This is a genomic window from Pseudomonas sp. 3B-A001-10F (genome assembly GCF_056313565.1).
This window is the reverse complement of sequence record NZ_JBQYFW010000014.1, coordinates 1-17,454: the sequence shown is the minus strand read 5'-3', so window position 1 is coordinate 17,454 and position 17,454 is coordinate 1. Positions and strand designations below refer to the sequence as shown.

Here is a 17,454-nt window from a genome sequence, read left to right as displayed (position 1 = left end):
CCTCATCCGGGTTTATTCCACACAACGGTATTTATTTTTCCGAACGTGGAATAACCTTCAACGGCGGGCGTCTCCCTAGTCCACAGCGTAGTGACTAGCAGAATTTCATGAGCGAATTCGACGAACAGTTGAGAGAAATCATTCCCAGATTGCGCCGCTTTGCCGTGTCGTTGACGCGCAACAGCAGCAGTGCTGACGATCTGGTGCAGGCCTGTCTGGAGCGTGCCCTGTCGAGTTGGGGCGACAAACGCGCCGACGGCGACTTGCGTGCCTGGCTGTTCGCGATCCTCTATCGGCAGTTTCTCGACGCCCACCGGCGCTCGCGGCGTTATGCGCGAATGCTCGAATTCTTCACCGGTCGCGACGATGCCGAACCCTCGGTGGAGCGCACCGTTATCGCTCAGTCAACCCTGCAAGCCTTCGACCGACTGCCCAGCGAACAGCGCGCGCTGCTGCTCATGGTTTCAGTGGAAGGCCTTTCCTATAAAGAGGTCGCCGAGATTCTCGGCGCCCCGATCGGCACCGTGATGTCGCGCCTGTCCCGCGCCCGCCAGGCCCTGCGCCAACTCAGCGACGGCGAAATCAGCAGCCCTTCTTTGCGGATACTCAAATGATCAGCCTGCCTCCCACCGAGCGTGATCTGCACGCCTATGTCGACCACCAGCTCAGCGACGCCGACCGGCGTGTGCTGGAGACCTGGCTGGCCAGTCACCCGGACGAAGCGGCGCAGGTTCGCGCCTGGCAACAGGATGCCCAGCAATTGCGCGCGGCACTCAGCGGCGCGTTGCAGCAACCGGCCAACCCAGCGCTTGACCCAGCGATGATTCGCCAGCGCCGTCAGCGCCAGTCGCGTCGTCATCTGGCCAGTGCTGCGGTGTTGCTGATCGCGGTCAGCCTCGGCGGTTTCAGTGGCTGGCAGGCCCGGGAAATGACCCTTGTGCGCCCGGCCATGTTGCCAATGACCGACGCCCTGCAAGCCTATCGCCTGATTGCCCAGCAAGGCATGTTGCCAGCCGATTACAAGGTCGACAGTGATGGCGACATGCAGCGCTGGCTCGATCGTTATTTCACTCGGGCCAGTCGTTTACCAGATCTGAAGGCGGCCGGGTTTGAACCGGTTAGTGGACGCCTGCTCAGCACCGACGAAGGCCCGGCAGCGATGGTGATGTATGAGGATGGCAGTGGCCACAAGGTGAGTTTCTACGTGCGCCCGCCGGGGCCGAAGAACACCTTTTTGCCGCGTGGCACGCGCAGTGACGGAGATTTGCAGGCCCAGTACTGGTCAGGTGGTGGCTATAACTACGCGATGGTCAGCCCGGTCGATACACCGGCGGCGCAACAGCTCAAGCAATCACTGCCATTCTGAGAACACCACCTTTCCCCTGTGGGAGCGAGCTTGCTCCGGGCGGCGTTCCGACGAAGGCGCTGGATCAGTCGCATCGTTGCTGAATGACACACCGCATTCGCGAGCAGGCTCGCTCCCACAAGGGTTCAGCGTCAGGCTCAGAAACCTACGTCGAGCACGACATTGTCCAGATAAGTACCCGCAGGCGGCGTGGTCTGGTCGGTGTAGATCTTCGCGTTGTAGTTGAAAATCTGGCTGCCCGTGCCCAAGCCGTTTCCCGGATTGACCTCGGCATCGGTACTCGCCCGCCGCGCCGCGCCAACACTGCCCCAGCGCGTGGTGCCGGCACTTTTGAAAATGTCGTAGGCCAGATAATTGCTCCCGGAAATCATCCGCCGCCGGCCGCCGACACTCACCGCGTTCTGCCCGTCGCTCAGCCCCACGGTATAGGCACTGCCCTTGGTGCAGGCCAGATTGATGGTTTGCCCGGTCACCGGGGTGAACGCGCTGATCACCGGAGCGCTGCCGAACGCAATGTTCGGCGCAGTAATCGTGCAGTCGTTGGACACCGTCATGTTCACCGTCAACGAGGTCGTGCCACTGGCGATGTCGCGCCCAAGACAGATAGAACCAATACCAATCCCCGAGCAGTAATTCCAGTTCCAGAAAATGCTCAGGGTCTCGGTGTACACCCCGGCGGCGACGTTGCTGCCAATGGTTGTGCCGAGATACAGCGGCACGGTTTTCGGCGTTGTACCGTTGAGCAGGCCCAAGGCATCGATGATGCCGTTGCGCGCAAAGTCGTAGGCCGTGCCACGCGTCAGCGGGTAGCTGGTGCTGTTGTTGGCGTAGACCGTGTAACTGATGACATCGCCGGTCGGCCCGACCAGACCACTTTGAGTCGAAGAAACGGTGCCCCAGAAGTGGTCGTTGCTGGTCAGCAGGGACAGCAGCGAACCGGTACAGCTCAAACCTGCATTCAGCGTGGAGCTGGGCTGCGACGTCGTGCGCACGGCGATCGAACTGAGCGTACCGAACGCTGCCGGCGTGGTGCTGACCACCGAGCACGCAGCCTGCGCCGCCCCCGGCAGCATCAGCGCCAGCAACAAAAGCAAGCGTGCGCCGATCATTGACACACCAACGGGCCAATCAGCGGCACCTGGTCCTGATTCATATCGACGCTGAACTGCGCCTGACAGGTCTTGCCGTCGGCCAGCGTGACCTGCAGCGAGTTCTGCGCCTGCAGGTTTTCCAGATACACCAGCCCATCCCAACCGACCACCGTCCGCGTACCGCTCTGCTCATGCAACACACCCGCGCCCAGCGGCAGTTCGCGATGTTGCGCGTCGACCAGCACGATGCTTGCGGCAATCACTCGGGCCAGCGGAAACTCCAGCAGATATCCGCTACCGCGCCTTACAGCGATGCGTTGTTCGACATTGGGACTGCGCACATTGGCCGGCAGATTCAGTGGGTCGATTTCATACTTGCCCCGGTAATAGGCGCTGCTCCACGGCACCAGCAGATGACCGTTCTTGTCGGTCTGACCGACCTGCTGGTTTTCGTAGCGCACCGGAATATCGGCGAAACCATCGGTGCTGACCACTACAAACGCATCGTCGATGCGGTTGGCGGCGAACACCTGACGGTCCATCCACACCAGCGAACCACTGGCGTCGGCCCAACGGGTTTCAGCCTCGGAAGTGCCGTAGACACCAGCCTGCAACTGCACCGATTGCAGCCGCCAGGTGACGTCGGCCTGGCGATAATCGGCGCCATCACCCTTGGCGTAGCCGAGGTTGAAACCCACGCCGCCCTCAGTCGGCACCGCACGACTGTAGTTGACCCGCTGCTGGCTCTGCCCGGTTTTACTGCGATCGCTGCTGATCGCCAGGCTGCCACGCAGATCGAACGGAATCACCAGTTGCGCCTGCACCGCCCAGTTGCTGTCGCCGATTTCGCGGTTGGCCGACAGGTAAAAACTGCTGTTGCGCCACAGCGGTTTGCTCCAGCTGAGGTTGAGCAGCCGCGTGCGCGAGTCGTCCGCCGCGCGCACATCGAAATAACCGGCGCCGAGGCTGCCCCAACGATCAAGGTTAAGGCTTAAGGTCGCCTGTTCGCTGCGTCGACTCAGGCTGATGTAGGAGCTGTCGACCACAGTCAGGTCGGCATATTGATCGTGACGTTGCAGGCGCTGGTAGGAAAAGCTGAAGCGCTGATTGCTGTACTGGTAGCCCAGGCTCAATTGCTGACCGCCCTCGCCGTCGAAGCGGCTTTGACTCAGGGCACTATTGAGTACACCGAAATTACCCAGCCGCAGGTTGCCGCCGAGGCCGCCCAGTGTCAGCGAATCGGCCGCTTCGGCGTGGCTCTCCAGAGTAAAACTGTCGCTGACGCCGTAACGCAGGCTGCCGGAGGTGACACCCGGGCCGTAACTGAAGTCCTTCAAGCCGTAGTCGCGGCGCAACGTACCGGCCGCCACGGAAAAATCGCTCAAGCCTTTTTGCAACAACGTGCTGGTGACATAGAACGGCACCGTGGTCGACACCTGCCGACCCAGTGCATCGGTGGTCACCACCACCGCTTCGCCAGCGCCGTTGATGAATGGAATATTGGTCAGCGTATAAGGCCCAGGTTGCAAATCTGCGCTGCTCGACTTGTAGCCATTGATGAACAGGTCCACCGAGGACGGCACTGCTGCTTCACCGGCAAATTGCGGCAACGGATAAGTCACCAGATCCGGGCGTACGGCAAAGTCCCGCGAGAACTGCACGCCGCCCAGACGCACCGAACTGCTCCACGGCAACGCACCGCTGATCACGTCACCGGCCTCGTAGGTGAGCATTCGCTCGTCGTCGGAGTAACGCCAGGTGGTGTCGTAACGCAGGTAGCCATTGTCCAGCGTGTTGAGCGAATCACCGGACAACGTACGCCGGTATTGCCCGGTGCTGGACAATGTGCCCCAGCTGTCGAACAGCCGCACTTCGTTCCACGCCGCCAGGTAAGTGCCGGCATCGTCGGTATCGTTGAGGTACAGATCGTAGTTGAACAGTGCGCCGAAACTGCTCAGCGCCGGGGTGCGCGGGTAAGCCTGGCGATTGCCGATGAACTGTTCCGGCAACCAGTCCGGCGGCACGTCCAGCAGCAGGCGCTGACCGACACTGTCGTAATCACTGTGCAGCCCCGCCAGGCTGTCGAGATCGACCTCGGCGCCGAGGCTGTCGGGCAGTTTCATACCGGTCTCGCGCAACGCGGTCACTGGCACGAACAAGCGCCCGTCGCGCTGCTGCACCGCCACCACGCGTCCGGTATTCATCTGGTTGACCACCAGTTCCAGAAACAACTGTGCATCACTCACGGCCTCCATGCCGCTCGGTGGCGGCGGCAGATCGCCGGCCCCGGATGGTTGAACGAACATCAGGCAACACGCGCCGGTGATGAGCCACAACGGACGCTGAATACGACGAACCCGTCCTGGGCTCATACCCGTTTTACGTCCGTCAATGGACTGAATCCTCCCTGATACCGCTTTAGCCGACGTCAGATAACTGCGCTACGACTCACTCACTTGGCAGGTGTAATGCTCTGCACCTGCGGCGCGCCGTTCACCCGCACCTGCAACGCCGAATCACCGGCCAACGGCTCCGGTGCCGGCCAGCGCATTACCGCCCCCGGCAGGACGTAACCCAAGAGTCCTTCGGCCAGCGGTCTGCTCTGCCCTGTCTGTTTGATTGCCACGTCAGTCAGTCGCGCATGCACCGCGCCCTGATTACGCACTTCGACATAGGGCTTGCCGTCCACGGCCACCGTGCGCCAGCTCAATTGCGGCAGGCCGACACCCTTGGGATCACGCGCGCGGCTGCTGTCTTCCTTGCTCCACAGCCCGGCGCCATAGGCAAACAGCGGCACCGAATAACGCATCTGGAAGCGGATCGCTGCGGCGGTTTTGCCTCCGTCAGCGGTCGCGGGTTGTGCGGAAGGAATTTCGTCAATGATGATCCGATAGGCCAGTTCCTGCCCCGGTGGCACTTCCTTGGTTCGGGTCAGACGCACCAATTGTTTCTGTCCCGGCTCGATTTTCGCCACCGGCGGGCTGCCGATCACGTCGCGCTGGTTCTGGTATTGCTCGGCGAAACCACTCTGGCTCCAGCCGAACACGCGGATCTGCAGATTGGCGGTTTCACTGCCGCGATTCTCCAGCCACAGCGCACTGGCCTGCTGATCAGCCTCCAGCACCGGATCGATCGGCCAGATCAGCACCGAACTCGCCGCGTGTGCCTGACTTGCCCCAAGCATGACCAGCGTCCACATCGCACAGCGCACGAACGAGTGCCGTGACGTAACTGACCCCATAAACCTGCTCCTTGTCGGCCATTCAACTTCGCCTTACCACGACAGTTGCACCTGCAACACGTCGCTGTACGTCCCCCCAGGCTGATTGCCCGGCAATTGCACCTGACCGTAAATCGGCAGGCTGATGTTGTTCGCATCGCTGTAGGCCACCGCCACACTCTGGCCGATGCCCAGGCTCTGGCTGTATGCCGCATCACTAAACAGCGCATACGCCACCCGCGCACTGCCGCTGTTGATCTGCATGTGCCGGCCGCTGTTGTTGTACTGGCCGCCATCAACGCTCATGTTCAGCGTCACGCCCGGCGTGCATTGCAATTGCACCCCACCCGTCAGCGCGACCTGCACGGTGCCGGTGGCCAGTGCCGAACGCGAACCGAAATTCAGCCCGCCATAGTTCGACACCCCGCCCACCACCAGACACCCGGCAATGACCGTGGCACTGACCTGAAAGCTCTGGCTCGTCGCCGCTGTCAGCGGCAGCGGCGCACTGCCTGCGCAGAGCAGGAGCAGCGCGGCACAGCCATGGCGGCGCATGGCATCAGAACGTCAGTTCGACGGCGACAGTGTCGGTGTATGTCCCCGCCGGCAAACCGGCCTTGCCAACCGCTTGACCGTAGATGTTCACTGTCTGCGCGACACCGGTACTGGCGGCGAGGTTGATCGTCCCGTCAATCGCCAGCAGTTGCGAATGTCCGGCATCGGTGTACAAGTCGTACGGCACGTAATTGGCAACGCCGTCGTACAGCGCCCGCGTGCCACCCGGTGACATTCCGTCGTGGGAGCCCGCGCGTACCTTGACCGTCGGCGTGGTGCCGCTGGAACAGAGAATCGACAACGCCCCGCCGCCCCCGCCCAACACCTGCCCGGTGGCGGTGGTGAACAGGCTGTTGGCAGTGCCGAAGTTCAACGCACCGAAGTTCAGCCCGGTGGAACCGCCAGCGCCGTTGACCTGACAGCTGCTGATCAGAATCAGGCTGGAGGTGATCTGGCCGGTGACCGTGGTGGCGGCGTTGGCACTGGAAACCAGCGCCAGGCCAAGCAACGACAAACCTATCCTTGATGCAAACATACGCATGGTGTCCGTCCTCTACGGGGTTACCAGTCGAGCGTCACCGTCAGGGTGTCGGTATAGACCCCTGCCGGTACCGCACGGGTATTCGCCACCACCGTGCCAAATACCGGAATGGGTATCTGCGCACCGCTGGTGACAGCGAAATTGTGTTGCTGGCCGATGCTGTAACTCCGGACGCCGGAGGGATCGACAAACAGCTGATAAGGAAGGGTCTGGCGACCGTTGCTCAGGCGCCGGGTATTGCCGTCACCGTGGGTGCCGCCGTCGATGGTGACGGTGAAACCGGTGACCGAGGGGTTGCAGGCGACGTTGAGTTTGCCGCTGCTGTCGCCGTCCAGACTGGCCTTGATCGGCGCGTTCCAGGTGGGCCCCTGAAGGCCGAAGTCGAGGGTGCCGAAGGCACTGAGCGGACTGTCGGGTGTGCTGGTATTGGTGACTTCGCAGCCGGCAATCAGGATCAGCCGCGCATTGATCTGCCCGCTGACCGCCGCTTGCGCCTCGTCTGCGAGCAATGCCAGCGTACCCGCTGCCACCACCATCCAGTGTTTACCTGTCATTGCGCCCGTCCCTGCTCCTTTACGCTGATTCGATCACCGCGCTCATCATCGAACGCCTTCCTTGCGCACCCACGTCCAGCGGCTGCCTTGAAACCACGCTCACCAGGTGACCGTCACCTTGACCAGATCCGAATAACGGCTGACCTGCGGCACCTCAGCCAGGCGCTCGATCCGCGCGTACAGTGGCAGCTCCACCGTGCCGCTGTCAGGCACCCGCCCACTGACCGGAACATCCACCACTAGCGGCACCCGGCGCGCCGCGTCCTGGTACAAGCGGTACGGAATCGGTGTACTGCCTGTTGAACCGACCATATAGCGAACTTCCCCGACACCACCATGCAAGCCGCCGTCGACACGCATCTGGTACGGCGTGTCAGGGTTGCACTCCAGCCGTGGCAGGCGTTGATTGGTCAGCGCCGCTGCCAACGGCCCGGCCGGGTCATCGAGGCGCGCGGTGCTGCCGAAATCGAGCACACCCAATTGCTCGATACCAGCCTGCCGCTGCTGGCCGATCAACTGGCAGCCGCGTTGCACATCGACGCGCACTTCTACCTGAAGATCCGCCGAATAGGCAGGCGCAGCGAGCACACCCAACAGCCCCATGACCCCATATACATTCACTGCGCCATTCCTTGTCAGTGATCGCTTGCGACGTCGTTTCTGTGATTGAGGTTAGCAACGGTCGACGATTCCGCCAGTCGATTGGATCCATGGATCGGCCGGGATATGTTTCGAAAGATTGACAACGGGGCGAGTAATGTCGCTAAAAATGGCTGTACGTGCCGCACAAATTTGTTCAATAACCGCCCACTGTCGACACGTCGCGGTGGCTGGTCATCTCGGCGTCTGGTTACACTACATCGCCGCGCTCCCGGGAGCCGGTTTTGACGAACACGGAGACGCCGACAGTGCCTGCCCACCCGCCGAAACGATCGCGACTGATCCAGCGCTGGCCGGCGTTGCGCCGCTGGTTCGGCAAGGGTTTGCCGGCCGGCGCCGGGCATGACGCCAGCGCCCAGTCGATCCGCGATTACTTCCGACACAAGGCCAGCGGTCAGGGCTACACCCTCAGCCACAGCCAGCAGCGCGTCATCGAGTGCATGGCGCAGCAGGCCAGTCTGCTGTTGGCCGCCAACAGCCGAACCGCGCCAAGCCTGTATCTGTTCGGCGCCGTCGGGCGTGGCAAGAGCTGGCTGCTCGACGGCTTTTTCCAGGCGCTGCCGATCACCCAGAAACGACGCCTGCATTTCCATCAGTTTTTCGCGCAATTGCATCAGGGCATGTTCAGCCATCGCCTGCAGGACGATGCCCTCGAAGTGACTCTCGACGAACTGCTGCAAGATTGTCGGGTGCTGTGTTTCGACGAGTTTCATGTGCATGACATCGGCGATGCCATGCTGATCACCCGGCTGTTCAAGGCGTTGTTCAAACGACGGATTCTGCTGCTGGTGACCTCCAACTATGCGCCTGAAGGTTTGCTGCCCAATCCGCTTTATCACGCCCGCTTCAAACCGGTGATCGAACTGATCAATACGCACATGCAGGTGATGGAAGTCGGCGGCCCGCACGATTACCGCAGCCAGACGCGTCACTCTGCACACCAGATATTCACCCAGGGACATTACGTGTGGCCGGCCACGCCAGCACAACGCACGGCCCTGGATCTCCCGCCTGCAGAGGCACCGGCCGTTGCGCTAACGGTCGGCACCCGGCAGTTTCAGGCGCGGTTTTTTGAGAAGCGGCGGGTCGGTTTTACCTTCAACGATCTGTGCGAGCAGCCAACGGCGGTGATGGATTACCTGGAACTGTGTCGCCGTTTCGACCGCTGGATCATCGATGATCTGCCGGAACTGGCAGAGTGCTCGATCGCCGCGCAACAACGCTTCATCAACCTGATCGACGTGCTGTACGACCAGGACAAGCACCTGACGCTGCTCGGTCGATTGCCCTTGTGCGCTAGCCTGGATGGCAATGCCATTGACCTGGCGCGCACGCGCAGTCGGTTGGGACAGTTGCAGGAAGTGCACGGGACGATCTGAGCACGCCATTCCCCTGTGGGAGCGAGCCCGCTCGCGAAAGCGCCCTATCAGTCAAAACATCAGCTTCTGACACTCCGCCTTCGCGAGCAGGCTCGCTCCCACATGGCTCCATGGCACTTGCAGCATTCCGCTCAAACCCGGAACCCGCTTTGCCGTTATCATGTCGCCCATTCCCAGCGCCCCAGCGGCGCGCACATGATCAATAGCGAACCCCAACATGCACACCCTTGCTCAATTGCGTGCCGGCGAGTTGTCGGGCATCACTCGACTGGATCTGTCTTGTGGCCTGACCGAATTCCCGCGCGAGATTTTTGATCTGGCCGACACCCTGGAAATCCTCAATCTCAGCGGCAACGCTCTGAGCCGCCTGCCGGATGACTTGCACCGTCTGAGGCGCCTGCGGGTGCTGTTCTGCTCCGACAACCCGTTTACCGAACTGCCGGCCTGCCTCGGCCAGTGCGCGGCGCTGACGATGATCGGCTTCAGGGCCAATCGCATCGTCAACGTTCCCGCTGCAGCCCTGCCACCGCAGCTGCGCTGGCTGATTCTGACCGACAACTGCCTTGAAAGCCTGCCGAGCGAACTCGGTGAGCGCCCTGCCCTGCAAAAGCTCATGCTGTCCGGCAACCGTCTGCAAGCGCTGCCACCCTCGCTGAGCAACTGCCATCGTCTGGAGCTGTTACGCATCTCCGCCAACCGCCTGACCGAGCTGCCGCAGTGGCTGCTCGCGCTGCCGAGCCTGACCTGGCTGGCCTACGCCGGTAACCCGCTGGAAAACGAGGCGGACGCTGCCGCGCTCGACGCGACGGCACAGATCCCCTGGTCTGCGCTAATTCTGGAGCAACGGCTGGGTGAAGGCGCCTCGGGGGTGATTTCCCGGGCGAACTGGCAACGCGACGATGGTTCGGTGATACCGGTTGCGGTGAAGTTGTACAAAGGTGAAATGACCAGCGACGGCTCGCCGCTGCACGAAATGAATGCGTGTATCACCGCCGGCCTGCATCCCAATCTGATCCGCGTCGAGGGACGCATCAGTGGCCATCCCGACGGCCAGCAAGGATTGGTGATGCAATTGATCGATCCGTCGTTCCGCAACCTCGCCGACCTGCCCAGCCTGGCGTCCTGCTCGCGGGATGTGTACGCCGATGATTGCCGGTTCAGTGCCGAGGTCGCGCTGAACATTGCCAAAGGCATCGCTTCGGCAGCCGAACACTTGCATCAGCAAGGCATCACCCACGGCGATCTCTACGGGCACAACATTCTGTTGAACGAGCGCGGCGATTGCCTGCTCGGGGATTTTGGCGGGGCGTCGTTCCATGCTGTCGACGACGCGCTGGAAACGCGCGCGTTGCAACGCATCGAAGTGCGTGCGTTCGGGGTTTTGCTGGGGGAATTGCTGGCGCGCGTCGACTCGGGGTTAAGTGATGAGCGGCGTCGGGTTCTTGAGGAACTGGAGCAACGTTGCTGTCAGGCGGATGTGCTGGCGCGGCCGGGGTTTTCTGAGGTCATGAAGCAACTTGAAGATCTGTGACCGCTGCGCGGTCAATCGCGAGCAGGCTCACTCCTACAGTGGACGGTGGTGATCACAAATGATGTGTTCACCCCTGGCCTGTAGGCCTGCGCCTGCTCGCGATGAGGCCATCACTGACGCAGCCGATCAGCCCGCCAGGCCAACAAACATGTCCTGCACGTCATCATGGTTGTCGAGGCCTTCGAGGAACGCTTCAACTTCAGCCATCTGCTCGTCACTCAAGCCGCTGACCGGGTTCTTCGGCTGGTAGCCGAGCTTGGCCGACAGCACGGTGAAACCCTGCTCTGGCAGCGCTTTCTGCACCGAATCCAGGTCGGTAGGGTCGGTCAGGAACAGCGTTGCGCCGTCTTCGCCCGGCTCGAAATCCTGAGCACCGGCTTCGATCGCGGCCATTTCCGGATCGGCGTCCGGGGTGTCCGGCGAAGCTTCGATCATGCCGACGTGGTTGAAGTCCCAGGCCACGGAGCCGGAAGCCCCCAGTTGGCCTTTACGGAACGCCACGCGGATTTCGGCGACGGTACGGTTGATGTTGTCGGTCACGCACTCGACGATCAGCGGCACCTGGTGCGGGGCGAACCCTTCGTAGGTCACGCGATGGTATTGCACGGTTTCACCCAGCAGACCGGCGCCTTTCTTGATCGCGCGATCGAGGGTTTCTTTTGGCATCGAGGCTTTCTTGGCCTGTTCGACCACCAGACGCAGGTGTGCGTTGGTGGTGGTATCGGCACCGTTGCGGGCAGCGATGGTGATTTCCTTCACCAATTTGCCGAAGATCTTGCCTTTGGCGTTGGCTGCCGCTTCTTTGTGTTTAACCTTCCACTGTGCGCCCATTACTCACTCTCTTGATCTGTGGCGCCGAGACATCTATTGGCCGACGCGTGGCGCCAAGTTTATACGGCCTAAAGTCGGCAATCGACCAAAAAAACGCAATGTGGAATCGACATCTTCACCAGAGCTTGTAGGGGAATTCTGAAAAACGCCTTTGACATGACCATTCAACGCTGCGGTTTCGTACCCTCTCAGGCCCGTATTGCCTGACAGAGCCCGTTCGAATGCTCAATGACAAGGAAAGTCCTTTTACCCTGACCCTGACCGACAGCGGTCTGTGCCTGCCGGTGGTGCGTTTTCACGGCGAGGAAGCGCTCAACCAGCCCTACCGTTTCGACATCGAACTGATCGGTTTGGCCCCCGCCGTGGCGCCGGGCACATTCCTGCACCAACGGGCCTTTCTGCGTCTGGACGACCATCATGGAATCCACGGCGTGATCGACAGTGCCAGTTGCGAACATCGCGGTACGCACCGGATCGGCTATCGCGTGACGGTCGTGCCGCGCTTGCACAGGCTGGCTCAGCCGAGCAAACGGCGAGTGTTCGTGCAACAGAGTGTGCCGCAGATTCTCCAGCAGTTGCTCACGGAAAACGCCCTGCCCGCCGACGGCTACCGGATTGAAATGACTGTCGGCCGCTACCCGATCCGGCCTTTTTGCATCCAGTACGAAGAAAGCGATCTGGCGCTGCTGCACAGGCTTTGCGAGGAGGAAGGCATTCACTACCACTTCGAACACCGGATGGACGGACACGTTGTCGTGTTTGCCGATGACAGCCTTAGTCTGCCGCAAACGCCGGTACTGGTTCCGTTCAAGGCCTGTGAGCAAACGCCTTCTCCCTGCATCACTTCGCTGTACCAGCATCATCACGCCGCGCCCGTCGCCACGCTGCATGCCGTGCGTAACCGAGGGCAGCGGGCGATCAGCGACGAGGCCGCCAACCACATCACGGCAAATCCCTTGCCGCAGGCATCTTCCCTCGAACAACGACACCACGAACAACGCAGCCGTCGACATCTGGAACGGCAACGCTGCCAGCATCGCACGATCAACGGCCGCAGCGACCGGATCGGCTTGCTCAGTGGACAACTGCTGCAAGTGTCGGCGCATCCGGTCAGCCACTTCAACGAACAATGGCGGCTCACCTCGATACGTCATCACGGGCAACATCCGTCGATTCTTGACCCGACCCCACCCCTGCACCGCTACGAAAACGATTTTACCGCCCAGCCCTGGTCAAGCGATTTTCGCCCGGCGCTCAACCAACCGCGTCCAGGCATTGCCGGTTATCACCTGGCGCTGGTGCTGGGACCTGCCGGGCAACCGGCGCAGCTCGATGAACAGGGTCGGGTCGCCGTCAGGCTGTGGCCCTCGGAACATCTGCAAACCCTTGATGACGAGGCGATCTGGCTGCCCATCGCGATGACTCGCGCCAATGGCCGAGTGGCACGGGAGGAACTGCCCTGCGCTGGCAGCGAAGTGTGGGTGAGTTTCCTTGACAGCGACCCCGACCGGCCGATTCTGTGTCTGGGCAACTCACGCAAGCCCACACCTCGCGAACCACCCGCACGTGACAGTCTATTACTCGACTGGCTACTCGACAGCGGCGCACGCTGATCCCTTTGTAAGAGTGGCCGCAGGCTGCGATCTTTTGATTTTGATCTTAAAAACCAGATCGAAAGATCGCAGCCTGCGGCAGCTCCTGCATCAACACGCCGTACTTCAGGCTTTGTCAGCCTTGCCCGCCGCCGCAGCGAATTTCGCCAGACGCACATCCAGATGCCGAGGACGCCGCCCGTGATCTTCGGCGCGCTCCTTGCGGCGGATGGCGTTGCGCACCATCAACGAACCGAGGTAGCGGATTGGCTCCGGCGGGAAATAACCCAGCGGCCCGTTGACCAGCGGCGAGCGGGTCCACGGGTTGTCCAGGCCCTGCACCAACGAAGCAAGAATCTGTCCGCCCATGTGGCACGGGCCGACGCCGCTGCCAGAATAGCCGAAGCCGTAAAACACATTGCCGGCGCTGCTCATCTGGCCGAAGAACGGCAAACCGGTGACCGAGCGATCCGACGGGCCGTTCCAGGTGGCATCGACTTTGACATCGGCAAACGCCGGGAAGAAGTCGGCGAGGCTGTTTTTCAGCAGGCCAGCATAAGGCGATGGCTGATCGAACACCGGCAGCATGCGCCCGCCAAACGCGAAGGTGTTGCCACCCTTGCCGAGCATGATCCGGCCGTCCGGGGTGTTGTGGTAGTAGTGCACGAAAATCCGCGAATCGAGCACAGTGACCCCGCTGGTCAGGCCGATTTCCTGCAACAGATCCGGGCGCGGCTCGGTGATCAGCATGTCGCTGGAAACAATCGCCACGCTGCGTTCGAACTGTGGAAAGGCACGGGCCATCCACGCATTCATCGCCAGCACCACGCGATCGGCAACAATGCTGCCGTTCGGTGTTTGCAGGCGTGCCGGGCGCCCTTCTTCCAGCCCGGTCATTGCCGTGTTTTCGTGAATTTTCACACCCAACTGCAACGCCACGCGACGCAAGCCACGCACCAGTTTGCCCGGTTGCACACTGGCCGCCGCCGGCGAGAACCAGCCTTCCAGATGCTTGCTCGAACCGGCCATGCGCTGCACATCAGCTACTGGACGCTGGGTGAATGAGTTGATGCCATTGCGCTCGAGTGCAGCGATTACCGCATCGGTCGAGCCGACTTGCGCGCGGTTGGTCGCGGTGTACAGCGTGCCGTCGAGCCGATAATCGGCATCGACGCCGTACTGCTCACAGAACTCGCCGATCGCGTGGATACTGCGCTCCGATTCCTTGACCAGACGTACCGCTTCCTCGACGCCAAACAAGCGTTCAAGGGTGAAATACTTCGCCGACCACGACAGCGCACAACCACCGTTGCGCCCGCTGGCGCCGGCGCCGCAGATGTCCGCTTCGATCAGCAAGACATCGAGTTCGGGGTTTTGTTGCTTGAGCATGATCGCCGTCCACAACCCGGTGTACCCGCCGCCGACGATGCACACATCGGCGCGGACTTCGCCTTGCAACGGCGGGCAGGTTTGCGAGGTGTCGGCCTGCAAGGCCTGCTCCAGCCAAAACGGTCTCATGGGGTTTCTCCAAGTCAGATGGCCACGACCCAGCCTGCCGCGAGCGTCGCAGCAGGCCACGAGGCAAGGGTTTCAGGAACGCAGGGGTTTGATCGTCAGCGGGCAATTGGGGATCGAGGCGCGCGGCTCCATCACGCCAACCGGGCGGCTGTTCCAGTGCGGAATCAGCACCAGCGCCGAGAACAGCGCGCAACCGGCGAAGACGATGAACACCGTCACCGAGTCGAAGTAACCCGGCAGCAAACCGCCAAGTACCGCACCAACCGAGCCGCAGCCGTTGACGAAACCGGCCGCCGTGGCGCCGGCCTTGGCTTTGCCGAAGTCGATCGCGGCGGCACCGCTGATCATCGAGTCCGGGCCATACAAAGTCAGGCCCATGACGAACAGCAGCGCGACCACCAGCAACACACTGCCGGTATGCAACGCGGCCATAAACAGCGCCAGCGTCACGGTCAGCGCCAGCAGGCTCAACACGCAGGCCGGCATGCGCCGGGCACCGAACAGTTTGTCCGAGGCCAGGCCAATCAGGATCGGCCCGAGCAACCCGGCCAGTTCAAACGAAGTGGGAATGATCGCCGCGCCGACCTTGCCGACACTGGGCATCTGTTCAAAGACAATCACCGGGCCCCACAACAGAATCGCGTAACGCGCCGGTTTCAACATGAAATACGCCAGGCCCAACACCAGCACCGTGCGGTTACGCAGGATTTCCTTCAAGGGCTCCCAGACGCTGAGCTTGCTGTTGGCTTCGGTTTCTTCCGCCGTCAATTCAGGTTCCGGCTCGACCGCCGGCAAGCCGACGTCTTCCGGCTTGTTGCGCTGGAAGATAAAGAACAACACCGCCACCACGGCGACCACCACCGCACTGGAAATGAACGCCGCGTGCCAGGTGCCCACCAACGTATACGCCCACCAGCCGGCGAACGGCGACGCTACCAGACCACCAAACGCGTAGCAGGAACTCCATAACCCGAGCACTCGCCCGCGTTGTTGGGAGGGGAAAAAACTGCCGAGGTTTTTGCACAATCCCGACCATCCAGTGGACTGCGCCAAGCCCTGTATCAACATGCAGGTGGCGAAGATTGGCAACGTCGCGTAACTGCCCATCACCAGCGCCGCCGCGGCGGAAATCAGCAAACCGCCGAGCACCACGACCCGTGGGCCAAAGCGGTCAGCGAGCATGCCCCAAGTGAACTGGCCGAGGGCATAAGCCGCCAGATAAATCGCATCGAGGTTGGCCATGGCCATCTTGTCGAGCATGAAGGTAGGGTCTTCGGCGATGCCCAGTTTGGCCACCGAAAACGCTTTGCGGGTGAAATAGAAAGCGGCGTACGCAAGCCAGGTAATCGCGAAAATCTGCACGCGCCAACGCGCAATGGTGCCGATGTGCTTGTTCATGGTGGTTCTGACCTCAGGGTGTGAGTGTGCCGGCAGAATCGTTAAGAAAAACGCCTGTGTTTTTATTGTTGAGCACTGCGATATCACCCCGTCCCTGTGGCGATATCGGTCAGATGAGTCCTGTTGTTGCACGCACAGGCTCATGGCTACCGTGCGGCCCGAGCGGGCAGTCAGCGATGGCGTGAGCCGATCAAAGCAATTACTGTTTAATAAATAAAATCGATTTATCGTATTTCACACATAAGCTCAGCTTGTTACTGACTAAGCGATCAGGTGACTTCATGTCGGTGTCCCACGCCCAACTCAAAGCCTTCCACGCCGTGGCTGTGCATGGAAGCTTCACCAAAGCCGCCGAGCGCCTTTTTCTCACGCAACCGGCGATATCCGACCAAGTGCGCAAACTCGAAGAGCGTTTTGGCGTTTTGCTGTTTCACCGCAATAAACGTTCCGTACGCCTGACCGACCTGGGCGAACGCTTGCTGGCGATCACCCAGCGCCTATTTGTGATTGAAGCCGAAGCACAGGAACTGTTGCAGGAATCCCAGGCCTTGCAGACCGGCAGCCTGATTCTGGCAGTGGATGCGCCGGTCCACGTGCTGCCGCAAATCGCGCGGTTCTGCGAGCGCTATCCGGGGATCAGCGTGAAGATCGAGACCGGCAATACCGATGAATCGTTGTTTCGCCTGTTCAACTATCAGGCCGATCTGGCGCTGCTCGGCCGCGATGTCAGCGATGAGCGCTTGCTGTGCGTGCCGCTGCGCAATGATCCGATGGTCGCGTTCGTGTCGCGCCATCATCCGTGGGCCGAGCGTGAATCGATCTGCCTGGCAGACCTGGATGACACGCCGCTGGTGTTGCGTGAGCACGGCTCGGTGACGCGGCAGACGCTGGAAGAGGAAATGGCCCGGGCCGGATTTCGCATTCGTCCGGCGATTCAGGTTGAGGGCCGGGAAGCAGCGCGTGAGGCGGTGGTGGTCGGGATTGGCGTTGGCGTGGTGTCGGCGGCGGAATTTGGTGCGGACTCGCGGGTGTGCGCGTTGCCGATTGTCGACTGCACCCGACGGTTGACGGAGACGCTGGTGTGCTTGCGCGAGCAAAGCAATCGACGGGTGGTGGCGACCTTTCTCGATATGGTCCGCCAGAGTCTTGTGTGAACCGTGATGGCCCCTTCGCGAGCAAGCTCGCTCCCACAGGGGTTACGCATTCCAAATGTGGGAG

The 17,454-nt window shown here is 61.5% G+C and carries 16 protein-coding genes; 6 read left to right on the top strand and 10 right to left on the bottom strand.

The genetic code is table 11. The features are described from left to right. The first annotated feature begins 107 nt into the window (after nucleotides 1-107). Nucleotides 108-614 carry a sigma-70 family RNA polymerase sigma factor gene (locus AC0ZWN_RS14840; protein WP_007917263.1) on the top strand — a complete coding sequence of 169 codons (507 nt, stop codon included), beginning with the start codon at nucleotides 108-110 and terminating at the stop codon, nucleotides 612-614. Continuing rightward, nucleotides 611-1,366, top strand: coding sequence for an anti-sigma factor family protein (locus AC0ZWN_RS14835; RefSeq protein ID WP_476335552.1), 756 nt, complete (start codon nucleotides 611-613; stop codon nucleotides 1,364-1,366). Before AC0ZWN_RS14840 ends, AC0ZWN_RS14835 begins: the two co-directional genes overlap by 4 nt. Before the next feature lie 137 nt (nucleotides 1,367-1,503). Here the strand turns inward: AC0ZWN_RS14835 and AC0ZWN_RS14830 are convergent, their stop codons facing one another. The 7 genes from AC0ZWN_RS14830 to AC0ZWN_RS14800 all read right to left on the bottom strand — a co-directional run bounded on the left by AC0ZWN_RS14830 (nucleotide 1,504) and on the right by AC0ZWN_RS14800 (nucleotide 7,930). Continuing rightward, nucleotides 1,504-2,475, bottom strand: coding sequence for a Csu type fimbrial protein (locus AC0ZWN_RS14830; protein WP_476335550.1), 972 nt, complete (start codon nucleotides 2,473-2,475; stop codon nucleotides 1,504-1,506). Beyond that, nucleotides 2,472-4,829, bottom strand: coding sequence for a fimbria/pilus outer membrane usher protein (locus AC0ZWN_RS14825; protein WP_476335548.1), 2,358 nt, complete (start codon nucleotides 4,827-4,829; stop codon nucleotides 2,472-2,474). The genes AC0ZWN_RS14830 and AC0ZWN_RS14825 overlap by 4 nt, the downstream gene beginning before the upstream one ends. A gap of 80 nt (nucleotides 4,830-4,909) precedes the next feature. Next, nucleotides 4,910-5,698, bottom strand: coding sequence for a fimbrial biogenesis chaperone (locus AC0ZWN_RS14820; protein WP_476335547.1), 789 nt, complete (start codon nucleotides 5,696-5,698; stop codon nucleotides 4,910-4,912). A gap of 33 nt (nucleotides 5,699-5,731) precedes the next feature. Beyond that, entirely contained in the window at nucleotides 5,732-6,232 is a 501-nt protein-coding gene (locus AC0ZWN_RS14815; protein ID WP_476335545.1) for a Csu type fimbrial protein, read from the bottom strand. A 4-nt stretch (nucleotides 6,233-6,236) separates the two neighbouring features. Next, nucleotides 6,237-6,773: a Csu type fimbrial protein gene (locus AC0ZWN_RS14810; protein ID WP_064389251.1), complete on the bottom strand. Its 537-nt coding sequence runs from the start codon at nucleotides 6,771-6,773 to the stop codon at nucleotides 6,237-6,239. A 20-nt stretch (nucleotides 6,774-6,793) separates the two neighbouring features. Next, nucleotides 6,794-7,327 (bottom strand): Csu type fimbrial protein, encoded by a 534-nt coding sequence (locus AC0ZWN_RS14805; protein ID WP_476335544.1) that lies wholly within the window; start codon nucleotides 7,325-7,327, stop codon nucleotides 6,794-6,796. A 99-nt stretch (nucleotides 7,328-7,426) separates the two neighbouring features. Then, entirely contained in the window at nucleotides 7,427-7,930 is a 504-nt protein-coding gene (locus AC0ZWN_RS14800) for a Csu type fimbrial protein (RefSeq protein ID WP_476335613.1), read from the bottom strand. A 305-nt stretch (nucleotides 7,931-8,235) separates the two neighbouring features. Between AC0ZWN_RS14800 and zapE the strand changes: the two genes are divergently transcribed. Both zapE and AC0ZWN_RS14790 read left to right on the top strand, forming a co-directional pair. Next, nucleotides 8,236-9,366 carry a cell division protein ZapE gene (gene zapE, locus AC0ZWN_RS14795; RefSeq protein ID WP_476335543.1) on the top strand — a complete coding sequence of 377 codons (1,131 nt, stop codon included), beginning with the start codon at nucleotides 8,236-8,238 and terminating at the stop codon, nucleotides 9,364-9,366. Nucleotides 9,367-9,583: 217 nt separating this feature from the next. Continuing rightward, on the top strand, nucleotides 9,584-10,897 hold the full coding sequence (locus tag AC0ZWN_RS14790) for a leucine-rich repeat-containing protein kinase family protein (RefSeq protein WP_476335542.1): 1,314 nt from the start codon (nucleotides 9,584-9,586) through the stop codon (nucleotides 10,895-10,897). Between the two features lie 126 nt (nucleotides 10,898-11,023). On the opposite strand, the gene AC0ZWN_RS14785 is transcribed toward AC0ZWN_RS14790, so the two are convergent. Beyond that, nucleotides 11,024-11,728, bottom strand: coding sequence for a YebC/PmpR family DNA-binding transcriptional regulator (locus tag AC0ZWN_RS14785; protein WP_099756686.1), 705 nt, complete (start codon nucleotides 11,726-11,728; stop codon nucleotides 11,024-11,026). A gap of 221 nt (nucleotides 11,729-11,949) precedes the next feature. Here AC0ZWN_RS14785 and AC0ZWN_RS14780 point away from each other — a divergent pair, with 221 nt between their 5' ends. Continuing rightward, a complete protein-coding gene (locus AC0ZWN_RS14780; protein WP_093434091.1) occupies nucleotides 11,950-13,341 on the top strand; it encodes a type VI secretion system Vgr family protein in 1,392 nt (463 codons plus the stop codon). A 105-nt stretch (nucleotides 13,342-13,446) separates the two neighbouring features. Here the strand turns inward: AC0ZWN_RS14780 and AC0ZWN_RS14775 are convergent, their stop codons facing one another. Then, the gene (locus AC0ZWN_RS14775) at nucleotides 13,447-14,838 is read right to left on the bottom strand and encodes an FAD-dependent oxidoreductase (RefSeq protein ID WP_093434089.1); all 1,392 of its coding nucleotides are present in this window, start codon (nucleotides 14,836-14,838) and stop codon (nucleotides 13,447-13,449) included. Nucleotides 14,839-14,910: 72 nt separating this feature from the next. After that, complete coding sequence (locus tag AC0ZWN_RS14770; RefSeq protein ID WP_093434083.1) at nucleotides 14,911-16,236, bottom strand: MFS transporter; 1,326 nt, start codon at nucleotides 16,234-16,236, stop codon at nucleotides 14,911-14,913. Nucleotides 16,237-16,517: 281 nt separating this feature from the next. Between AC0ZWN_RS14770 and AC0ZWN_RS14765 the strand changes: the two genes are divergently transcribed. After that, entirely contained in the window at nucleotides 16,518-17,390 is an 873-nt protein-coding gene (locus AC0ZWN_RS14765; protein ID WP_093434080.1) for a LysR family transcriptional regulator, read from the top strand. Nucleotides 17,391-17,454 lie beyond the last annotated feature (64 nt).